The organism is Pantoea sp. FN0302 (assembly GCF_050113775.1).
Lineage (GTDB): Bacteria > Pseudomonadota > Gammaproteobacteria > Enterobacterales > Enterobacteriaceae > Mixta > Mixta alhagi.
The window spans coordinates 58333-75688 of the sequence record NZ_JBNJSM010000008.1 but is presented as its reverse complement, the minus strand read 5'-3'; the positions used below and the strand labels follow the sequence as shown (position 1 = coordinate 75688).

The window sequence follows — 17356 nt, the reverse complement described above, 5'->3', positions numbered from 1 at the left end:
GGTGACGATGCATAAGCCCGTTGTCCCGACCACAAACGGAAATTTTACTTTTTCTGACAATCAATCAGGCTGACCGTCGCCAGCCAATAATCCAGGAAAGAAATCCGGCAACCATCATAATAGTCGGCAGCACTTCCATACCCGGTCGAGTAATCAATAATGCCGTGCCGCTTAACAGCAGCGTGGCACCGATGCCAAATAAATAACGCGCCTGATGCTGCCGTTCACGCTGTACGCTCAGCTCGTTAGCCAGCCGATCGACACTAAACTGCAAACGCTTGTGCTGACGCAGGCTATCATAAAAGAGATCCGGCAACTCCGGCAGACGCTCGGCCCAGTAGGGCGCTTTTTCTTTCACCGAACGAATAATCGCCGGTATGCCCACCTGGTCTTTAATCCACTCTTCCAGGAACGGCTTGGCGGTTTTCCACAAATCAAGCTGTGGGTAAAGCTGACGCCCCACGCCTTCCACATAGAGCAGGGTTTTCTGCAGCAATACCAGCTGCGGCTGTACTTCCATATTAAAGCGGCGCGCGGTATTAAACAGGTTCAGCAATACGTGTCCAAAAGAGATTTCCGCCAGCGGTTTCTCAAAAATCGGCTCACAAACGGTACGAATCGCAAATTCGAAATCTTCAACGTTGGTATTGGCAGGCACCCAGCCGGAATCAACGTGTAGCTCGGCAACTTTACGGTAGTCGCGGTTAAAGAAGGCGATAAAGTTTTCCGCCAGGTAACGCTTATCCGCTTTGTTCAGGGAGCCGACAATCCCGCAGTCGATGCCGATGTAGAGCGGATCGTGCGGATGTTCATAGCTAACGAAAATATTGCCGGGATGCATATCCGCATGGAAAAAGCTGTCACGGAATACCTGGGTAAAAAAGACCTGAACGCCGCGTTCAGCCAGTAGCCGCATATTGACGCCATGCTGCTCCAGCGTGACCACATCGTTGATGGGAATACCGTAAATGCGCTCCATCACCAGCATCGTTTCGCTGCAGTAGTCGGAATAGACTTCCGGCACGTAGAGCATATCGCTGTTTTCAAAATTGCGTCGCAGCTGGATAGAGTTTGCCGCTTCACGCAGCAGATTCAGCTCATCAATCAGCGTCTTTTCATAGTCCGCTACCACTTCTACCGGGCGCAGACGACGGCTTTCCGGCATCAGACGCGGCAGCCAGCGGGCCAGGCGGTAGATCAGGCGCATATCAGCCTTGATCACTGGCAAAATATCAGGGCGAATCACCTTAATGACGACCGCTTTGCCGTTTTCCTTCAGCGTCGCCGTATGCACCTGAGCAATAGAGGCGGAGGCCAGCGGCGTAATATCAAAATCATCAAACCACGCCTCAAGCGGCCCGCCCAACGATTTTTCAATCTGCGCTTTAGCCAGCTTACCGTCAAAAGGCGCAACGCGATCCTGTAAAATCGCCAGCTGATCGGCAATCAGCGGTGGAAAGAGATCGCGGCGGGTAGACATCATCTGACCAAACTTAATCCACACCGGACCTAACTCTTCCAGCGCCATACGCAGGCGCACGCCCAGCTCCAGATCCTTATGCTGATTAGGCAGCCAAAAGATGCCGCGACGCCACAGGCGAATCGGTAAGGTAATGCGCAGACGAGGGATCAATTCATCCAGGCCGTAGCTCAGGAAGACTTTGATAATGAAATAGAGGCGTCGTAGTTCTCCGGGCGTCATTTAGCCTCCAGCTGTAGCAGACGTTGTTCCAGCTGGCCGGCCTGACGCTCCAGCGCGTCAACTTCTTCGCCGTACCAAGCCATCTCCAGCGGACCAGGCGCGACGCGCCACTCTTCGGTCAGGGTTTCCGTCAGGTAGCGCTGTTTACGCTGAATATCGCCGCGCAGCAGCTGCCATCCGCGTCGGGCGACATTGCTGATGCCCTGAGCGACAATATCGCCGGTCCAGGGCGCCAGATATTCAGCCGGATCGAGCTCGGCCATATCAATCAGCGCCGAAAACTGCTGTACCACCTGAAGATCGCCCTCAACCTCCAGCTCGCCGCTACGGATCATGCCGGTCAGCTGCTGACGGTCACGCAGTTTGGGCAGCAGCGACAGGCGGGTGGTCACTGTACAGTCGCAGCGGTCTTGCCATTCACCCAGCACGTCCACCTGATGCTCGCTGAACACCAGCGTAACCGGCTGTGACAGCTCCTGTAACCGGAGCTGTAAAACCTTGCCATTCAAACGCTGCCGGGCCGCTTTCAGGCCGCGATCGCGATAAAGAATTCGATTCAGTGCGGTCTCCAGACCGGCGGTTAACAGCGGGGTTAACGTCATTCGCTTTCCTGCTTAAAACTTGAACCCACGGTGCAGAGCGACAATTCCGCCCGTCAGGTTGTGATACGAAGTGTTTTCGAAACCGGCGTCCATCATCATCGACTTAAGAGTCTCCTGATCGGGATGCATACGGATCGATTCAGCCAGATAACGATAGCTTTCAGCATCTTTTGCCACCAGCTCGCCGATACGCGGCAACACATGGAATGAATAAGCGTCGTACACTTTGCTCAGAGGTTCCAGTACCGGTTTAGAAAATTCCAGAACCAGCAGGCGTCCGCCTGGCTTCAGTACGCGGAACATTGAGGCCAGCGCCTTCTCTTTTTCCGTTACGTTACGCAGACCAAAAGAGATGGTGATGCAGTCAAAATAGTTATCCGGGAAAGGCAGCGCTTCGGCATTCGCCTGTACATAATTGACGTTGCCGATGATGCCGTTATTGCGCAGCTTTTCACGGCCCATTTTCAGCATTGAGCTGTTAATGTCCGCCAGCACCACCTGCCCCGTATCGCCCACCAGACGAGAGAATTTCGCCGTTAAATCGCCGGTGCCGCCGGCCAGATCCAACACGCGTTGTCCACGGCGCACGCCGCTGCAATCAATGGTGAATCGCTTCCAGATACGATGGATACCCATCGACATCAAATCGTTCATCAGATCATATTTGGCGGCAACGGAGTGAAATACGCCCGCTACCATGTCCGCTTTTTCGTCTTTTGCTACGGTACGAAAACCGAAATGTGTCGTGTCCCTGGATTCATCTGCCATCTGCTTCACCTGCTCCACAATCAAATATCTTTGCAGTGTAACAGAGTACCCGTAGTCAGGCACGTTAGCCCGGCGTTATTCATCGTCGCCGAATGCTGTCGTGCCACGCCACAGCGCCCTGTTCCGGCGCGCTTTCCGTCCTGTCGTTTTCTGACTCATCGTTGTCAACGACTCCGGCTTCCGGCATCGCCTGTTCCACCAGCCGTGGGTTAATACTGCGCTTTATTTCCACGCCCAAATGACGAAAACTTTCACTTTGAGCAATCAGGTTGCCGCGCCCTTCGGAAAGCTTTTTCATCGCCTGATTATAGCTCTCCTGCGCTCTGTCGAGATGCTGCCCCATGCTGGTCATATCATCCACAAACAGCCGCATTTTGTCGTACAGCCGCGCGGCGCGATCGGCGATGCGCTGCGCATTACGGCTTTGATGCTCATAGCGCCAGAGATTATTGATGGTACGCAACGCCACCAGCAGCGTGGTTGGGCTGACCAGCATAATATTGTGCTTTAGCGCTTCGCTAATCAGCTCTGGCTGACGATCGATCGCCAGCAAAAAGGCCGGCTCGATCGGAATAAACATCAACACATAATCCAGCGACCGTAAACCGGGCAATTGTTGATAATCTTTACGGCTGAGCAAACGGATATGGCCACGAATCGCGGTGATATGCTCGCTTATTGCCTGCTCACGCGTTACCTCGTCATCGGCGTTAAAGTAACGCTCATAGGCAACCAGCGTCATTTTCGCATCAATGACAACATCTTTGCCCTGCGGCAGACGCACAATCACATCTGGCTGCATACGGCTTTGCGCATCAACCTGAATATTCACCTGCGTTTCATATTCGTGCCCGTCCCGCAGGCCAGAGGCTTCCAGCACGCGGCTCAGCACGACTTCGCCCCAGTTGCCCTGGGTTTTATTGTCGCCTTTCAGCGCTTTGGTGAGGTTGATCGCCTCCTGCGCCATCTGTGCATTCAGCTGTTGTAGATTACGAATTTCATGCGCCAGCGTGTGCCGCTCACGCGCTTCCTGGCCAAAGCTTTCCTGTACCTGGCGGCGAAAGCCGTCCAGTTGCTCACGCAGCGGCGCAATTAACCCATTCAGGCTTTGGCGGTTCTGCTCATCAACGCGACGGCCGCTCTGTTCAAAAATACGGTTAGCGAGATTTTCAAATTGTGCGCTAAGGCGCTGTTCGCTGTTGGTAAGCAGTCGCTGTTTTTCTTCAGCGGCAAGGCGGGTTTCTTCAAGACGGATCGTCACTTCACGCAGTTCCGCCTCCTGCGCGCTGTTCACTTCCAGCTGATTACGCAGTTCACGGCTGAGCTGTTCACACTCATTACGCCAGTAGTCGAAGTGCTGTAACTTTTCCTGTGCGGCGGTCAGCGCACCATGCAGCTGAAGCAGCTCTTTTTCACGCAGTTGCTGTTGCTGCTGTTCTGCCTGATGCAGCTGCTGCTGACGCGCTTCCTGCTGCTGCGCCTGGGCTAGCGCCTGTTCCAGCAAACGGCGCTCCGTTTCCTGTGCGGCCAGCTGCCCGGCCAGCCGGAAACAGGCAAACAGCCAGCCCGCCACTGCGCCAGCCAGCGCCAAACCGATTCCAACGATAAGCTGGTTATCCACCGCGTCCTCTCCTTCCCGCTACAAACAGAGCAAAGGTAGAGGCGCACTGTATGAATGTCCACACAAATAAATGGGCTGGCATAAGCCAGCCCTGAAAATCCCGACAGCCTCGCAGCGTCAGAGAGTCATTCCGAAAATATCGTCTGGCGCGAAGAAATTACGCCAGCAGACGGCGCGCGGCATCAACCACAATCGCCACCGCATTGCTTTCGGTCTGCTTCATGGTCGCCGCATCAGGGATCTCTTTCTGCGTACGGTTAACGATCACCCCTGCTACCATCCCGGCACGCAGCCCCTGGCTGGCGCACATGGTTAACAGCGTGGCGGATTCCATCTCATAGTTCAGCACGCCCATCTGCTGCCACTCTTTCATTGAACCCTGAAAACGACTTACTACCCGACCAGAGAAGGTATCGTAGCGCTCCTGGCCCGGGTAGAACGTATCAGAAGAGGCGGTAACCCCGATATGCGGCGTACTGCCTGCGGCTTTCGCAGCTTCAACCAGCGCGGTGGTGCAGGCGAAATCGGCAACGGCCGGAAACTCCATTGGAGCGAAGTGCAAGCTTGCGCCATCCAGGCGTACCGCCGCAGTGGTCACCAGCACATCGCCGACATTGATGTCAGGCTGGATAGCGCCGGTGGTGCCCACGCGTAGGAAGGTACGGATACCCAGCTGCGCCAGCTCTTCCACAGCGATCGAGGTAGAAGGGCCACCGATACCGGTAGAGCAAACAATTACCGCTTTGCCATCCAGCTCTGCACGCCAGCTGGTGAATTCACGATGCGAGGCCAGAGGCTGAGGATTATCCATCAGCGCCGCAATTTTTTTCACGCGTTCAGGATCGCCCGGCACAATCGCCAGCGTCGCGCCCTGCAGATCCGCTTTGGTAAGACCTAAATGAAACACATCTGACTGAGCCATAGCCCCTCCTGAGAAAATTCACTTGATGGTGCTACTCTACGGCAAGTGCCGTCAAAAATATGTGAATTCAATCACTGCAGAAAATGAAAGTTACATTTATCTTCAGAAAGAACGTGATTAGTATCACATTAAACCATTCCGCTTTACGGGTTTGCTACAAGTTGCTGTGTGTATTTATTCAACAGGATGTTAAAGAGAAGGCGGACATGCAGGCCGGAGCCTTTGGCTGATTTTGGCTATAGTTACCGGATGCGCTAATAGCAGCACGGAGATAATAATGAACAGCGAAAACAACCTGGGCAAGAAAGAAGGCGATAGCGGATTCGCCCCGGCGGCCTCCCCTACGGCCGCAACAACCATTATCACGCATGACGACGCCATTCTTGGCGCCGAAACCACCATTAATACCCAGGGCGAAAATATGCCTGCCTGGTTTGCGCGCCCCAAAGAGGCTAAAGGCGCGCTGCCGGTGGTGCTGGTGGTACAGGAAATATTTGGCGTTCACGAACATATCCGCGACATCTGTCGGCGTCTGGCGGCAGAAGGTTATCTGGCGGTGGCGCCAGAGCTCTATTTCCGTCAGGGCGATCCCAGCGAATATAGCGATATTAAACAGCTACTGGACAATGTCGTCAGTAAGGTTCCTGATGCTCAGGTGCTGGCGGATCTCGATCACGTTGCTAACTGGGCGGCGAAACATGGCGGCGATATGCGTAATATGGCGATTACCGGCTTTTGCTGGGGCGGTCGCATTGTCTGGCTCTATGCAGCGCATAATCCGCAGCTGAAAGCGGGCGTCGCATGGTATGGCCGTCTGGTTGGCGAAAAAAGCATGAAACAGCCGAAGCATCCGATTGATATCGCCGTTGACCTGAATGCGCCCGTGCTGGGCTTGTACGGTGCGAAAGATGAAGGGATCCCGCTGGAAAGCGTGGACTCAATGCGTCAGGCGCTGCATGCGGCTAACGCGACGGCGGAAATCATCGTCTATCCGGAAGCGGGACATGCGTTTAACGCGGACTACCGGCCGAGCTATCATGCAGAATCAGCCAAAGATGGCTGGCAACGAATGCTGGCCTGGTTTCATCAGTATGGCGTGAAGCCCGCCAGCAAATAAACAAGGGGCGCCTGGCGCCCCTCTTAGTTATCACAACCTTAACGCATAAATCAGCGGTTTTCTGCGCGCAGGTTCTGTGCTGCCTGCACCATATTGGCCAGCGCCAGGCGGGTTTCAGTCCAGCCACGCGTTTTCAGGCCGCAGTCCGGGTTCACCCACAGACGCTCTACCGGAATACGCTTCGCCGCTTTACGCAGCAGCGCCTCCATCCATTCAACGTCAGGCACGTTCGGAGAGTGAATGTCATATACGCCCGGGCCGATTTCATTCGGATACTCAAATTCCTCAAAGGATTCCAGCAATTCCATATCGGAACGCGATGTTTCGATGGTAATCACATCGGCATCCAGCGCGGCGATGGAATCCATGATGTCGTTAAACTCGCAGTAACACATATGGGTATGAATCTGCGTATCATCCCGGGCAACGGCGGCGTTAAGACGGAAGGCATCCACCGCCCAGTTCAGGTAAGCGGCCCAGTCTGATTTGCGTAGCGGCAGACCTTCACGTAATGCCGGTTCGTCAATCTGGATAATACCGATACCCGCTTTTTCCAGGTCCTCTACTTCATCACGCAGCGCCAGCGCAATCTGTTTGGCAATGGTTTCACGCGACACATCTTCACGCGGGAAAGACCAGCAAAGGATAGTTACCGGACCGGTCAGCATGCCTTTTACCGGCTTGCTGGTCAGCGACTGGGCATATTTCGCCCACTCAACGGTAATCGGTTCCGGGCGGCTGACATCACCGATAATCACCGGCGGCTTCACGCAGCGGGAACCATAGCTTTGTACCCAGCCATTTTGCGTAAACACAAAGCCGTCCAGGTGTTCGCCAAAATATTCCACCATGTCGTTACGCTCAGCTTCGCCATGAACCAGCACATCCAGTCCCAGGCGCTCCTGCTCGGCGATAGCCTGTTTGATGTGTTCAGCGATGCCGGTACGGTAACGGTTACCGTCGAGACGTCCCTGCTTGAAATCAAGGCGAAGCCCGCGGATTTCCGTGGTCTGCGGGAAAGAGCCGATAGTGGTGGTTGGCCATGCCGGCAACTGAAAACGCTGACGCTGTGCTTTCGCGCGTTCGGCATAGCTGCTTTGACGTTCGCTGTCCTGTGCGTTAATCGCTGCCAGACGCTGAGCGACCGCCGCGTTATGAACGCGTGCAGAGCTACGGCGCGCACGGATCGGGGCACTCCAGGCTTCCAGCGAAGCTGCATCCTTGTTGTTCAGCGCCTGACTCAGCAGCGCCAGCTCACCGCACTTCTGTAGCGCAAAGGAGAACCAGCTTTTCACTTCGTCATCCAGGCGGGTTTCGCTATTCAGATCGATTGGACTGTGCAGCAGTGAGCAGGAAGAACCGAGCCACAGCTGTTGACGCTGGCTTACCAGCGGCTGCAGACGCTCAAACCAGGCGCTGAGATCGGCGCGCCAGACGTTACGTCCATTGATCACGCCCAGTGACAGTAGCCAGGAGGCGGGGATTTGCTGGTTCAGGCTGGTAATATCATCTTTGCCATGCACCAGATCCACATGCAGTCCCTGCACCGGCAGTTCGCGGATAGTATTAATATTCTGCCCGATGCTATCGAAATAGGTGGTAAGCAGGAGCTTGCTGTGGCCCTGTAGCGCTGCGTAGGCTGGTTTGAACGCTTCCAGCCACGCCTGCGGCAGCTCCAGCACCAGCGCTGGCTCATCGATCTGCACCCATTCAATATCGCGTTTCGCCAGCTCAGCCAGCACCTGCTGATAAACCGGCAGAATATCCTTCAGCAGCGTCAGGCGATCGAACTGTTCACCTTTTACTTTACCTAACCACAGATAAGTTACCGGGCCCAGCAAAACCGGCTTGACTTTATGGCCCAGCGCCAGCGCTTCGTCCACTTCATCCAGCAGCTGCGTCCAGCTCAGGCGGAACTGCTGCCCTTTGCTGAACTCCGGCACCATATAGTGATAGTTGGTATTAAACCATTTGGTCATTTCAGCGGCAGCAGCGGGTTCGCCGGTTGGCGCACGACCACGACCAATACGGAACAGCGTATCCAGATCTACTGAACCGTCACTGTTCTGATGACGCGCCGGTACATTGCCCAGCAGCAGGCTGGTGGTCAGTACATGATCGTACCAGGCGAAGTCGCCTACCGGCACCAGATCCACACCCGCTTCTTTTTGCTGCTGCCAGTGGCGAGCACGTAGCTCACGCCCCACTTCCAGCAAATCCTGTTGGCTGCTGTTGCCGGCCCAGTAGCTTTCCTGCGCTTTTTTCAGTTCACGGCGCAGGCCGACACGAGGAAAGCCGAGCGTGTGGTTTAAAATAGTCATACTGTTTCTCCATTAAAGCTTAATGATGTAGCGGTATCGGCACAGTCAGTTTACGTACGACCAGCGCAACAGCCGGGGCGCGGTGCCGTTTCTCGGGTTGCAAAACCCTGCCCGAACGTAAAATGACGGGCCGATCGGGATGTTTAGCCGTCCAGATGTTTACACCGCTATAATCTGCAGGTACTGTATATTCCTCAAGCGCAAATTGTTCATTGTCGATGTGAAGGACTCTCATGATCGAAATCAGGCACCTGCGAACGCTGCAGGCTCTCAGAAATACCGGCTCTCTGGCCGCAGCGGCAGCGCAGCTTCATCAGACTCAGTCGGCGTTATCTCACCAATTCAGCGATCTGGAGCAACGCCTCGGTTTCCGCCTGTTTGTGCGAAAAAGTCAGCCGCTGCGCTTTACGCCGCAGGGGGAAATTCTGTTACAGCTGGCGGAACAGGTGCTTCCGCAGATTCAGCAGGCGCTGCAGGCCTGTCATGAGCCGCACCAGGCCACGTTGCGTATCGCTATTGAATGTCACAGCTGTATTCAGTGGCTGACGCCGGCGCTGGATACATTTCGTCAAAGCTGGCCGCAGGTGATGATGGACTTTAAATCCGGCGTCACCTTCGACCCGCAGCCTGCCCTGCAGCAGGGTGAACTGGATGTCGTACTGACGTCAGATATCCTGCCGCGTAGCGGACTGCACTATTCGCCAATGTTTGATTTCGAGGTGCGTCTGGTGCTGGCGCCGGATCATCCGCTGGCAAAGGCAACTACCATCACGCCGGAAGATTTGGCGCATGAGGTTTTGATGATTTATCCGGTACAGCGTCAGCGGCTGGATATCTGGCGGCATTTTTTACAGCCTGCTGGCGTTAGCCCGGCGCTGAAAAGCGTTGATAACACGCTGCTGCTGGTGCAAATGGTCGCGGCTCATATGGGTATTGCCGCTCTGCCGCACTGGGTAGTGGAAAACTTTGAGCGTCAGGGCCTGATTACCACTAAAACGCTGGGCACAGGTTTATGGAGCCGTCTTTACGCCGCCGTCCGGGATGGCGAGCAGCGGCAACCGGTGATTGATGGCTTTATTCGCTCTGCTCGTCAGCACGCCTGTCAGCATTTGCCTTTTGTCAGGGACGCGTCGCGCAATGCATTGCCCACAGGATAAATTTTCATGTCACGCAGATAAATTCAGCTATCTGGCATAAAAGTAACCTTATTTTAGGTTGATTGATCAACTAAAAGCTGACGCGTAGTTAATTGACGATAGAGCCCTAAAACGCATAATTCTTCTCGGGGAAAGGCATTTTCCCTATACGGAAATAGCAACCAAGAGGGATTCATGATGAAAGTTTTATCAATGACAGAAGTTCAGGCAGTCAGCGGCGCAGGCCGGGTACAGGACACATTATCCAGTGCTTACGGCAATTTCTTTTTGCATACCGTTAACGTGCTGAACAAGCTGTTTGACGTGGGCTATGACGCAGAAGCGGCAAAGCAAACGGGTCAGGATTTTGGCGGCCGCCTGGGTAAAGCTATTGAGGATACCCTTAGCGGTCTCCTTGAAAAAATTAAGATCGGCGTGATCGGCGAATAAAACAGTTAATACCGGCGTTATGTTCACGCCGGTATTTTTTTGCTTAACGTACCCAGCGCCGGTGGATCCATAAAGAAGCGACAATAAGCCCGCCGCCGACAATAAATGGCGGCCAGTCCGGTTGCTCCTGCCAGATAGCCAGGTTAACCAACAGTCCCGCAGGAACATGCATGTTGTTCATAATGCCCAGCGTTCCGGCATCGACCTGCGTTGCGCCATAGTTCCACATAAAATAACCCAGCCCCGACGCTGCGATGCCCAGCCAAATCAGAATGCCCCATTGCAGCTGGGTGGTGGGCAGTTTTTGCGGATTACCCCAAAGAAACCACGCGATAATCGCTATCAGTACTGCGCCCATATAGAACCAGGAAAAAGCGGTATGCTGCGGCATCGGGCGCGTTTCCTGCAGACGCTTGTAGCCCACCATGCCGATGGCAAAGCAGATATTTGCCAGCTGCACCAGAATTAATCCTGTCCAGAAATGATCGCTGAGCTGATCATAACGAATAATCGCCGCGCCCAGCACTGCTAGCAGTGCGCTAAACAGATAGCCCATGCGCACGCCGCGCCCACTGAGCAGATCGTAAATCAACGTGATATAAAGCGGTGTCATCACGGTGAAAAGCAAAAACTCCGGTACGGTCAGATAGAGGTAAGCTTCAAAGCTCAGTAAATACATGACGCCCAGCTGCATCATGCCCACCAGCATATAGAGCAGCAGCGTAGAGGCGCGGTAACCACGCCAGCGCAGGAAAGGCAAAAACACCAGCGCCGCCAGCATCAGACGAACCAGAACGGCAAAGACGCTGTCCACTTGCCCCGCCAGGTAAACGCCAATCAGGCTAAAGGAAAATGCCCACAGAATAGTGGTGATTATGAGTAACGCCACATTACGCATCCATTAGTTAAACAGAACGCCATTGTAACGGAATGCGCCTGCGCGTTAGCGGATATCTGGTTTACATCTGTATGTTTTTCCATCACTCATGCCGTTATTACCTGGCGATGCGCGAAAGCGAAAGCCTGTGGTTCGGTTAAAGAAAGCGTTTTTAACCTGAGCCAGGCGGCGCATAAAGCGGGTTTTTGTGACGAGCTATACACCATCTTGTCATAAAACTGTAACATTTGCGCTCTGCCTCACAGACCCCTTGCTTTGCAGCCCCTATTCTTTGCGCGAAATGGAACATCTTTCATTCAAAAACCTTTTTTCGCTCATTTAGTGAGTGTTTAAAACCATTTTGCGTCTCTGGAGACCGTTTATGCTTAGCATTTTTAAGCCAGCACCTCATCAATCACGTGTTGCTACGGATCGTACCGATCCGCTTTATCGTCGTTTGCGCTGGCAGATTTTTATCGGCATCTTTTTTGGTTATGCCGCTTACTATCTGGTTCGCAAAAACTTTGCGCTGGCGATGCCTTATCTGGTGGAACAGGGGTTTTCACGCGGCGATCTCGGCTTTGCGCTGTCCGGTATTTCGATCGCCTATGGCTTTTCAAAATTTATTATGGGCTCGGTTTCCGATCGCTCTAATCCACGTTTTTTCCTGCCCGCTGGGCTGATTTTAGCTTCGCTGGTGATGCTGTTCATGGGATTCGTTCCCTGGGCGACCTCCAGCATTCTGGTGATGTTTGGGCTGCTGTTTCTCTGCGGCTGGTTCCAGGGAATGGGCTGGCCGCCGTGCGGACGTACAATGGTGCACTGGTGGTCGCAAAAAGAGCGCGGCGGCATTGTTTCCGTCTGGAACTGTGCGCATAACGTTGGCGGCGGTCTTCCTCCCCTTCTGTTCCTGCTGGGTATGGCATGGTTTAACGACTGGAAAGCAGCGCTCTATATGCCAGCCTTTGCTGCCATTATCGTGGCGCTGATCGCATTTGCTCTGATGCGCGACACGCCGCAGTCATGCGGGCTGCCGCCGATTGAAGAGTACAAAAACGATTATCCGCCTGACTATAACGAACAGCACGAACAGGAATTAACCGCCAAACAGATATTTATGCAGTACATCCTACCCAATAAACTGCTGTGGTACATCGCGCTGGCGAACGTTTTTGTTTATCTGCTGCGCTACGGCATTCTCGACTGGTCGCCGACCTATCTGAAAGAGGTAAAGCATTTCACCCTGGATAAATCGTCATGGACCTACTTCCTGTATGAATATGCGGGGATTCCCGGCACGCTGCTGTGCGGCTGGATGTCAGATAAGGTATTTAAAGGCAACCGTGGCGCAACCGGCGTATTCTTTATGATGCTGGTAACCATTGCCACGGTGATTTACTGGCTTAATCCGGTCGGTAACCCCGGTATTGATATGGCCTGTATGATCGTTATCGGCTTTCTGATTTATGGTCCGGTGATGTTAATCGGGCTGCACGCGCTGGAGCTGGCCCCGAAGAAAGCCGCAGGAACCGCCGCAGGCTTTACTGGCCTGTTTGGTTATCTCGGCGGCTCAGTCGCGGCCAGCGCTATTGTTGGCTATACCGTTGACTACTTTGGCTGGGACGGCGGTTTTCTGATTATGATCGGCGGTTGCGTGCTGGCGGTCATTCTGCTGCTGCTCACCATGTTGAGTGAAAACAAACACAAACAACAACTGCGGCAGGAGGAGAGACAATGAAGATAAATCCGCTACTGGCGGCGCTGTTACTTACGATCGCCTGCGGCACGAGTGCGCAAGTTGATGACAAGCTGGTGATCGCCCATCGTGGTGCCAGCGGCTATCTTCCGGAACATACGCTGCCCGCCAAGGCAATGGCCTATGCGCAGGGCGCGGATTTTCTGGAGCAGGATCTTGTCATGACCAAAGACGATCGTCTGGTGGTGCTGCACGATCACTATCTCGATCGCGTTACCGATGTCGCGGATCGTTTCCCTCAGCGCGCGCGCAAGGATGGCCGCTACTATGCCATTGATTTTACGCTGGCGGAGATCCGCAGCCTGCGCTTTACCGAAGGTTTTACGTTTAAAGATGGCAAAAAGGTGCAAACCTGGCCGGGCCGTTTCCCGGGCGGAAAATCCACTTTCCATATTCATACTTTTGAAGAGGAAATCGAATTTATTCAGGGACTGAACCACTCGACCGGCAAAAATATCGGTATCTACACCGAGATCAAAGCCCCGTGGTTTCATCATCAGGAAGGCAAGGATATCGCCACCCGCGTTTTGCAGGTACTGAAGCAGTATGGCTACCGCACTAAGCAGGATAATGTCTGGCTACAGTGTTTCGATTTTAATGAGTTAAAGCGCATTAAAAATCAGCTGGAACCGAAGCTGGGCATGGATCTCCGGCTGGTTCAGCTGATTACTGAAACAGACTCGCATGAAACAGAAGAGTTAAAACAGGGGAAATGGGTCAATTACAGCTACGACTGGATGTTTAAGCCGGGCGCGATGCAGGAGCTGGCGAAGTATGTTGATGGCATTGGCCCCGATTATCATCAACTGTTCAGCGCCGATTCAAAGCCAGGGGATATTCGTCTGACCTCTTTAGCGCAGGAGGCGCACGCCAGTGATTTGCACATTCATCCTTATACGGTACGTGCCGATCGGCTGCCGCCTTACGCAACGGATGTTAATCAGCTGTTTGATGCGCTGTATAACAAAGCGCAGGTTGACGGGGTGTTTACCGATTTTCCGGATAAAGCCGTACGCTTTTTAGGACGTTAATAAAAAAGCCAGGGCGTTGATGAAGCACCCTGGCTGCACTATTGTTAATTTTTTCAATCAGCCCAGAAACAGCTCGCGCAGTTTACGCGGCACTGCATCTTCCGCATTAGAGCCAATCACTTCCATTTCCGGCAAAAGATCTTTCAGACGCTGATGCGCGTTGCGCATGATGTAGCCTTTTCCGGCCATGATCAGCATCTCTTTATCATTCATGCCGTCGCCGAAGGCGATAGAGGATGCCAGCGAGTAACCCAGTAGTTTTGAGACTTCTTCCAGCGCATGGCCTTTTGAAACGCCGCCCGCCATCACTTCCAGGCAGGTTGGGAAAGAGAAGCTGACGTTAACCCGATCGCCCCAGCGTGCCAAAATCGCCTCTTCCAGCGGTACCAGTTTTTCAGCATCATCGCAGATAAAAAAGACTTTGCTGATGCCGTCAGTGGGCAGCACGCCTGGCTCATAAACCTGGTAGGTAAAGACCGATTCACGGAAGTAGCGCTCTTCTTCCGGGCGATGACGGTTAAGAAACCACTCATCGTTGCGGTAGACGTTGGTCAGGATGTCGGCATCGTCATATTTGATCGCATAGAGTTCGCGAGCGATATCTTCATCGAGATTATGGCTGAAAATCAGCTCGCCAGCGGTGTTGTGCACGCGCGCGCCATTGGAGGTGATCATATACGCTTCGATTTCCAGGTTATCACGCATTTGTGACACATCGACATGATGACGACCGGTGGCGAAAACAAAGTGTACGCCACGCGCAGTGAGCAAGCGGAGCGTTTCTTTGGTATATGGCGTTAAACGATGATCGGGAGAAAGCAGGGTGCCATCCAGATCGGAAGCAACTACGTGGTACATGAAAACCTCTGGTTTCGAAGAGAGTGATAAGGTTCTGAGTAGTGCAATTTATTCATGCCGTGCGAAGAAATCGACGATGGCATGTAAAGCTTCGGCGCGCATATTGTCTTTTTCAAACAGGATCTCATGACGCGCGCCTTCAATAACATAGGGTTTGCCGCCCTCGCAGGGATGGCCAGCGGCCTGCATTGCCGCACAGAAAAGGTCTTGTGAGCGATTATCCACGACTTTATCATCGCCGGCCTGCAGCAGCAGCAGCGGTGTGCTGATGGTCGCCGCCTTGTTCAGGATGTTTTGTCCAGCCTGTATGCCTTCGCGCACCCAATGGTAGGTTGGTCCGCCAACCCGAATCGCGGGGTCATCTGCATAGAAACGCAGGCTGCGCCTGTAACGTTCACGGCTGTGCGTTAACAGATTCAGGCTGAACGGGCGCACCCGCCATTTGCCGGTTCCCAAAGCATACCCATCGCGCATCGCCGGACGTTTTTCCGCCCATTCAAGGATTCGATGCGCCATCCAGGCGGGCATGGGTAAATAGATGCCGAACATCGGTGAAGCCAGTACCGCAGCGTTAAATGCGGCGGGATTCCGCGCCAGCAATAGCGTCAGGATGGCACCACCCATCGAATGCGCCAGCGCATAGCGATGTTGATAGTGTCCGGCGATCAATTCTTTCAGGTAGAGCGTTTCTAAATCATCGACATAGTGATCAAAGTGCACAACATGGCCACGATGCGCATCTTTTAGCAGCCGCCCGGAGCGACCTTGTCCACGATGATCGACGATGATGACATCATAGCCGCAATGCCAGAGATCGTAAGCCAGCTCTGGATATTTGACGTAGCTTTCAATGCGTCCCGGCACGATCAGTATGACTTTATCGTGTTGCGGCGATGTGAAACGCACATAGCGAATCGGTACGTTTTCTACGCCAGTAAATTCGCACTCCTGGCGCTGACGCCAGAAATCAAGCAGCGGCCCGGTGGCAAAAGCAGCAAACGCCTGCTCGCGTGTTGGCCAGTGTTTTTTATGACTGGTCATAGCTCGACTCCCTTACAGCTTTCGGCATGCCGCCGCCGTAGCGCAGCCGCTGGCAATGGCGTATTGTGGCACAATTCTGCGCAATCAGGGAGCGTTACCATGACTATTGAATGGTGGATGACTTATCTGTTAACCACGGTCATTCTTAGCCTGTCGCCCGGTTCGGTGGCGATAAATACCATGAGTACCAGCATTAGTCACGGCTATCGCGGCGCGGCGGCATCTATTACCGGTTTGCAGGTTGGGCTGGGCATGCATATCGTGTTAGTGGGGATTGGGCTGGGCGCGCTGTTTTCCCGCTCGCTGTTGGCATTTGAGGTTTTGAAATGGGCGGGTGCCGCTTATTTGGTTTGGCTGGGCATTCAGCAGTGGCGGGCCGCAGGAGCGATCGATTTGGATGCGGTTGCTGAGGCGATGCCGCGCCGCCGTCTGTTTCAGCGTGCAGTGTTAGTGAATCTGACGAATCCCAAGAGTATTGTTTTTCTCGCGGCGCTGTTTCCGCAGTTTATTATTCCGCATCAACCGCAGGCGGCGCAGTATTTGGTTTTAGGCGTGACAACTATTGTGGTGGATGTGGTGGTGATGATCGGTTATGCCACGCTGGCGCGGCGTATTGGCGTCTGGATTAAAGGGCCGCATCAGATGAAGCTGTTAAATCGGGTGTTTGGCGGGCTGTTTGTTGCCGTAGGAGCGCTGTTGGCTTCCGCACGACGTATGGCTTAGAAAGAGCTGGAGCGGCAGAGAATCAGATGCTCAGGCTCCGCTCAGCGGCAGAGAATTAGACGCTCAGGTTTCGCTCAGCGGCAGAGAATTAGACGCTCAGGTTTCGCTCAGCGGCAGAGAATTAGACGCTCAGGTTTCGCTCAGCGGCAGAGAATTAGACGCTCAGGTTTCGCTCAGCGGGGGCAGGCAGCTACGTAAAGACGCCGTGAATCCATCCCTGGAGGCTCCGCCGCGTCATCCATGACGCGGAGGCTTTACTCCGCTGCCTGCCCCCGCTTCCCTGACTTCAGTGTCTGCCGCTTCCCTGAATACTTGTTTTGCGGTTAGAGGCCGTTGGTGTCGCAGCCAGTTGCTGGACGGCCAGCACGCAGCGATCCGAGCGTATAATAATACGTGAGGAAGCGAGTACTGCCCGGTCAGCAAATCGCCAG

15 protein-coding genes are annotated in these 17356 nt (G+C 53.9%); 6 read left to right on the top strand and 9 right to left on the bottom strand.

The genetic code is table 11. The features are described from left to right. Positions 1-64 precede the first annotated feature (64 nt). The 5 genes from ubiB to udp form a co-directional block, all read right to left on the bottom strand. Positions 65-1702, bottom strand: a complete 1638-nt coding sequence (gene ubiB / locus ACQE32_RS18960) for a ubiquinone biosynthesis regulatory protein kinase UbiB (RefSeq protein ID WP_427022251.1) — start codon at positions 1700-1702, stop codon at positions 65-67. Continuing rightward, positions 1699-2304 (bottom strand): ubiquinone biosynthesis protein UbiJ, encoded by a 606-nt coding sequence (gene ubiJ, locus ACQE32_RS18955; RefSeq protein WP_426975116.1) that lies wholly within the window; start codon positions 2302-2304, stop codon positions 1699-1701. The genes ubiB and ubiJ overlap by 4 nt, the downstream gene beginning before the upstream one ends. Before the next feature lie 12 nt (positions 2305-2316). Further along, a complete protein-coding gene (gene ubiE / locus ACQE32_RS18950; protein WP_085069507.1) occupies positions 2317-3072 on the bottom strand; it encodes a bifunctional demethylmenaquinone methyltransferase/2-methoxy-6-polyprenyl-1,4-benzoquinol methylase UbiE in 756 nt (251 codons plus the stop codon). Positions 3073-3151: 79 nt separating this feature from the next. After that, the gene (rmuC, locus tag ACQE32_RS18945; RefSeq protein ID WP_426975115.1) at positions 3152-4693 is read right to left on the bottom strand and encodes a DNA recombination protein RmuC; all 1542 of its coding nucleotides are present in this window, start codon (positions 4691-4693) and stop codon (positions 3152-3154) included. Between the two features lie 157 nt (positions 4694-4850). After that, entirely contained in the window at positions 4851-5615 is a 765-nt protein-coding gene (udp, locus tag ACQE32_RS18940; RefSeq protein WP_250651116.1) for a uridine phosphorylase, read from the bottom strand. A gap of 277 nt (positions 5616-5892) precedes the next feature. Here udp and ACQE32_RS18935 point away from each other — a divergent pair, with 277 nt between their 5' ends. Next, positions 5893-6732: a dienelactone hydrolase family protein gene (locus ACQE32_RS18935; protein WP_426975113.1), complete on the top strand. Its 840-nt coding sequence runs from the start codon at positions 5893-5895 to the stop codon at positions 6730-6732. Positions 6733-6782: 50 nt separating this feature from the next. Here ACQE32_RS18935 and metE read toward each other — a convergent pair whose 3' ends face one another. Next, positions 6783-9053: a 5-methyltetrahydropteroyltriglutamate--homocysteine S-methyltransferase gene (gene metE, locus ACQE32_RS18930; protein WP_426975112.1), complete on the bottom strand. Its 2271-nt coding sequence runs from the start codon at positions 9051-9053 to the stop codon at positions 6783-6785. A 233-nt stretch (positions 9054-9286) separates the two neighbouring features. Between metE and metR the strand changes: the two genes are divergently transcribed. Both metR and ACQE32_RS18920 read left to right on the top strand, forming a co-directional pair. Next, a complete protein-coding gene (metR, locus tag ACQE32_RS18925) occupies positions 9287-10210 on the top strand; it encodes an HTH-type transcriptional regulator MetR (RefSeq protein WP_426975111.1) in 924 nt (307 codons plus the stop codon). A 174-nt stretch (positions 10211-10384) separates the two neighbouring features. Continuing rightward, on the top strand, positions 10385-10639 hold the full coding sequence (locus ACQE32_RS18920) for a hypothetical protein (protein ID WP_426975110.1): 255 nt from the start codon (positions 10385-10387) through the stop codon (positions 10637-10639). A gap of 43 nt (positions 10640-10682) precedes the next feature. Here ACQE32_RS18920 and ACQE32_RS18915 read toward each other — a convergent pair whose 3' ends face one another. After that, positions 10683-11528, bottom strand: coding sequence for a carboxylate/amino acid/amine transporter (locus ACQE32_RS18915; protein WP_250651121.1), 846 nt, complete (start codon positions 11526-11528; stop codon positions 10683-10685). 370 nt (positions 11529-11898) lie between these two features. On the opposite strand from ACQE32_RS18915, the gene glpT reads away from it, so the two are divergent. Beyond that, entirely contained in the window at positions 11899-13254 is a 1356-nt protein-coding gene (gene glpT / locus ACQE32_RS18910; RefSeq protein ID WP_427022250.1) for a glycerol-3-phosphate transporter, read from the top strand. Further along, positions 13251-14303 carry a glycerophosphodiester phosphodiesterase gene (gene glpQ, locus ACQE32_RS18905; protein WP_426975108.1) on the top strand — a complete coding sequence of 351 codons (1053 nt, stop codon included), beginning with the start codon at positions 13251-13253 and terminating at the stop codon, positions 14301-14303. Before glpT ends, glpQ begins: the two co-directional genes overlap by 4 nt. Before the next feature lie 57 nt (positions 14304-14360). On the opposite strand, the gene yigL is transcribed toward glpQ, so the two are convergent. Both yigL and pldB read right to left on the bottom strand, forming a co-directional pair. After that, complete coding sequence (gene yigL / locus ACQE32_RS18900; RefSeq protein WP_426975107.1) at positions 14361-15161, bottom strand: sugar/pyridoxal phosphate phosphatase YigL; 801 nt, start codon at positions 15159-15161, stop codon at positions 14361-14363. Positions 15162-15209: 48 nt separating this feature from the next. Then, entirely contained in the window at positions 15210-16202 is a 993-nt protein-coding gene (gene pldB, locus ACQE32_RS18895) for a lysophospholipase L2 (RefSeq protein WP_426975106.1), read from the bottom strand. A 99-nt stretch (positions 16203-16301) separates the two neighbouring features. Here pldB and rhtB point away from each other — a divergent pair, with 99 nt between their 5' ends. Next, positions 16302-16925 carry a homoserine/homoserine lactone efflux protein gene (gene rhtB, locus ACQE32_RS18890; protein ID WP_427022249.1) on the top strand — a complete coding sequence of 208 codons (624 nt, stop codon included), beginning with the start codon at positions 16302-16304 and terminating at the stop codon, positions 16923-16925. Positions 16926-17356 lie beyond the last annotated feature (431 nt).

Bases quoted from the DNA above. Each gene is read 5' to 3' on its own strand.
- metR (WP_426975111.1), top strand. From the start codon at position 9,287: ATGATCGAAATCAGGCACCTGCGAACGCTGCAGGCTCTCAGAAATACC.
- metE (WP_426975112.1), bottom strand. From the start codon at position 9,053: ATGACTATTTTAAACCACACGCTCGGCTTTCCTCGTGTCGGCCTGCGC.
- ACQE32_RS18935 (WP_426975113.1), top strand. From the start codon at position 5,893: ATGAACAGCGAAAACAACCTGGGCAAGAAAGAAGGCGATAGCGGATTC.
- glpT (WP_427022250.1), top strand. From the start codon at position 11,899: ATGCTTAGCATTTTTAAGCCAGCACCTCATCAATCACGTGTTGCTACG.
- ubiJ (WP_426975116.1), bottom strand. From the start codon at position 2,304: ATGACGTTAACCCCGCTGTTAACCGCCGGTCTGGAGACCGCACTGAAT.
- rhtB (WP_427022249.1), top strand. From the start codon at position 16,302: ATGACTATTGAATGGTGGATGACTTATCTGTTAACCACGGTCATTCTT.
- ACQE32_RS18920 (WP_426975110.1), top strand. From the start codon at position 10,385: ATGATGAAAGTTTTATCAATGACAGAAGTTCAGGCAGTCAGCGGCGCA.
- ubiE (WP_085069507.1), bottom strand. From the start codon at position 3,072: ATGGCAGATGAATCCAGGGACACGACACATTTCGGTTTTCGTACCGTA.
- yigL (WP_426975107.1), bottom strand. From the start codon at position 15,161: ATGTACCACGTAGTTGCTTCCGATCTGGATGGCACCCTGCTTTCTCCC.
- glpQ (WP_426975108.1), top strand. From the start codon at position 13,251: ATGAAGATAAATCCGCTACTGGCGGCGCTGTTACTTACGATCGCCTGC.
- pldB (WP_426975106.1), bottom strand. From the start codon at position 16,202: ATGACCAGTCATAAAAAACACTGGCCAACACGCGAGCAGGCGTTTGCT.
- ubiB (WP_427022251.1), bottom strand. From the start codon at position 1,702: ATGACGCCCGGAGAACTACGACGCCTCTATTTCATTATCAAAGTCTTC.
- udp (WP_250651116.1), bottom strand. From the start codon at position 5,615: ATGGCTCAGTCAGATGTGTTTCATTTAGGTCTTACCAAAGCGGATCTG.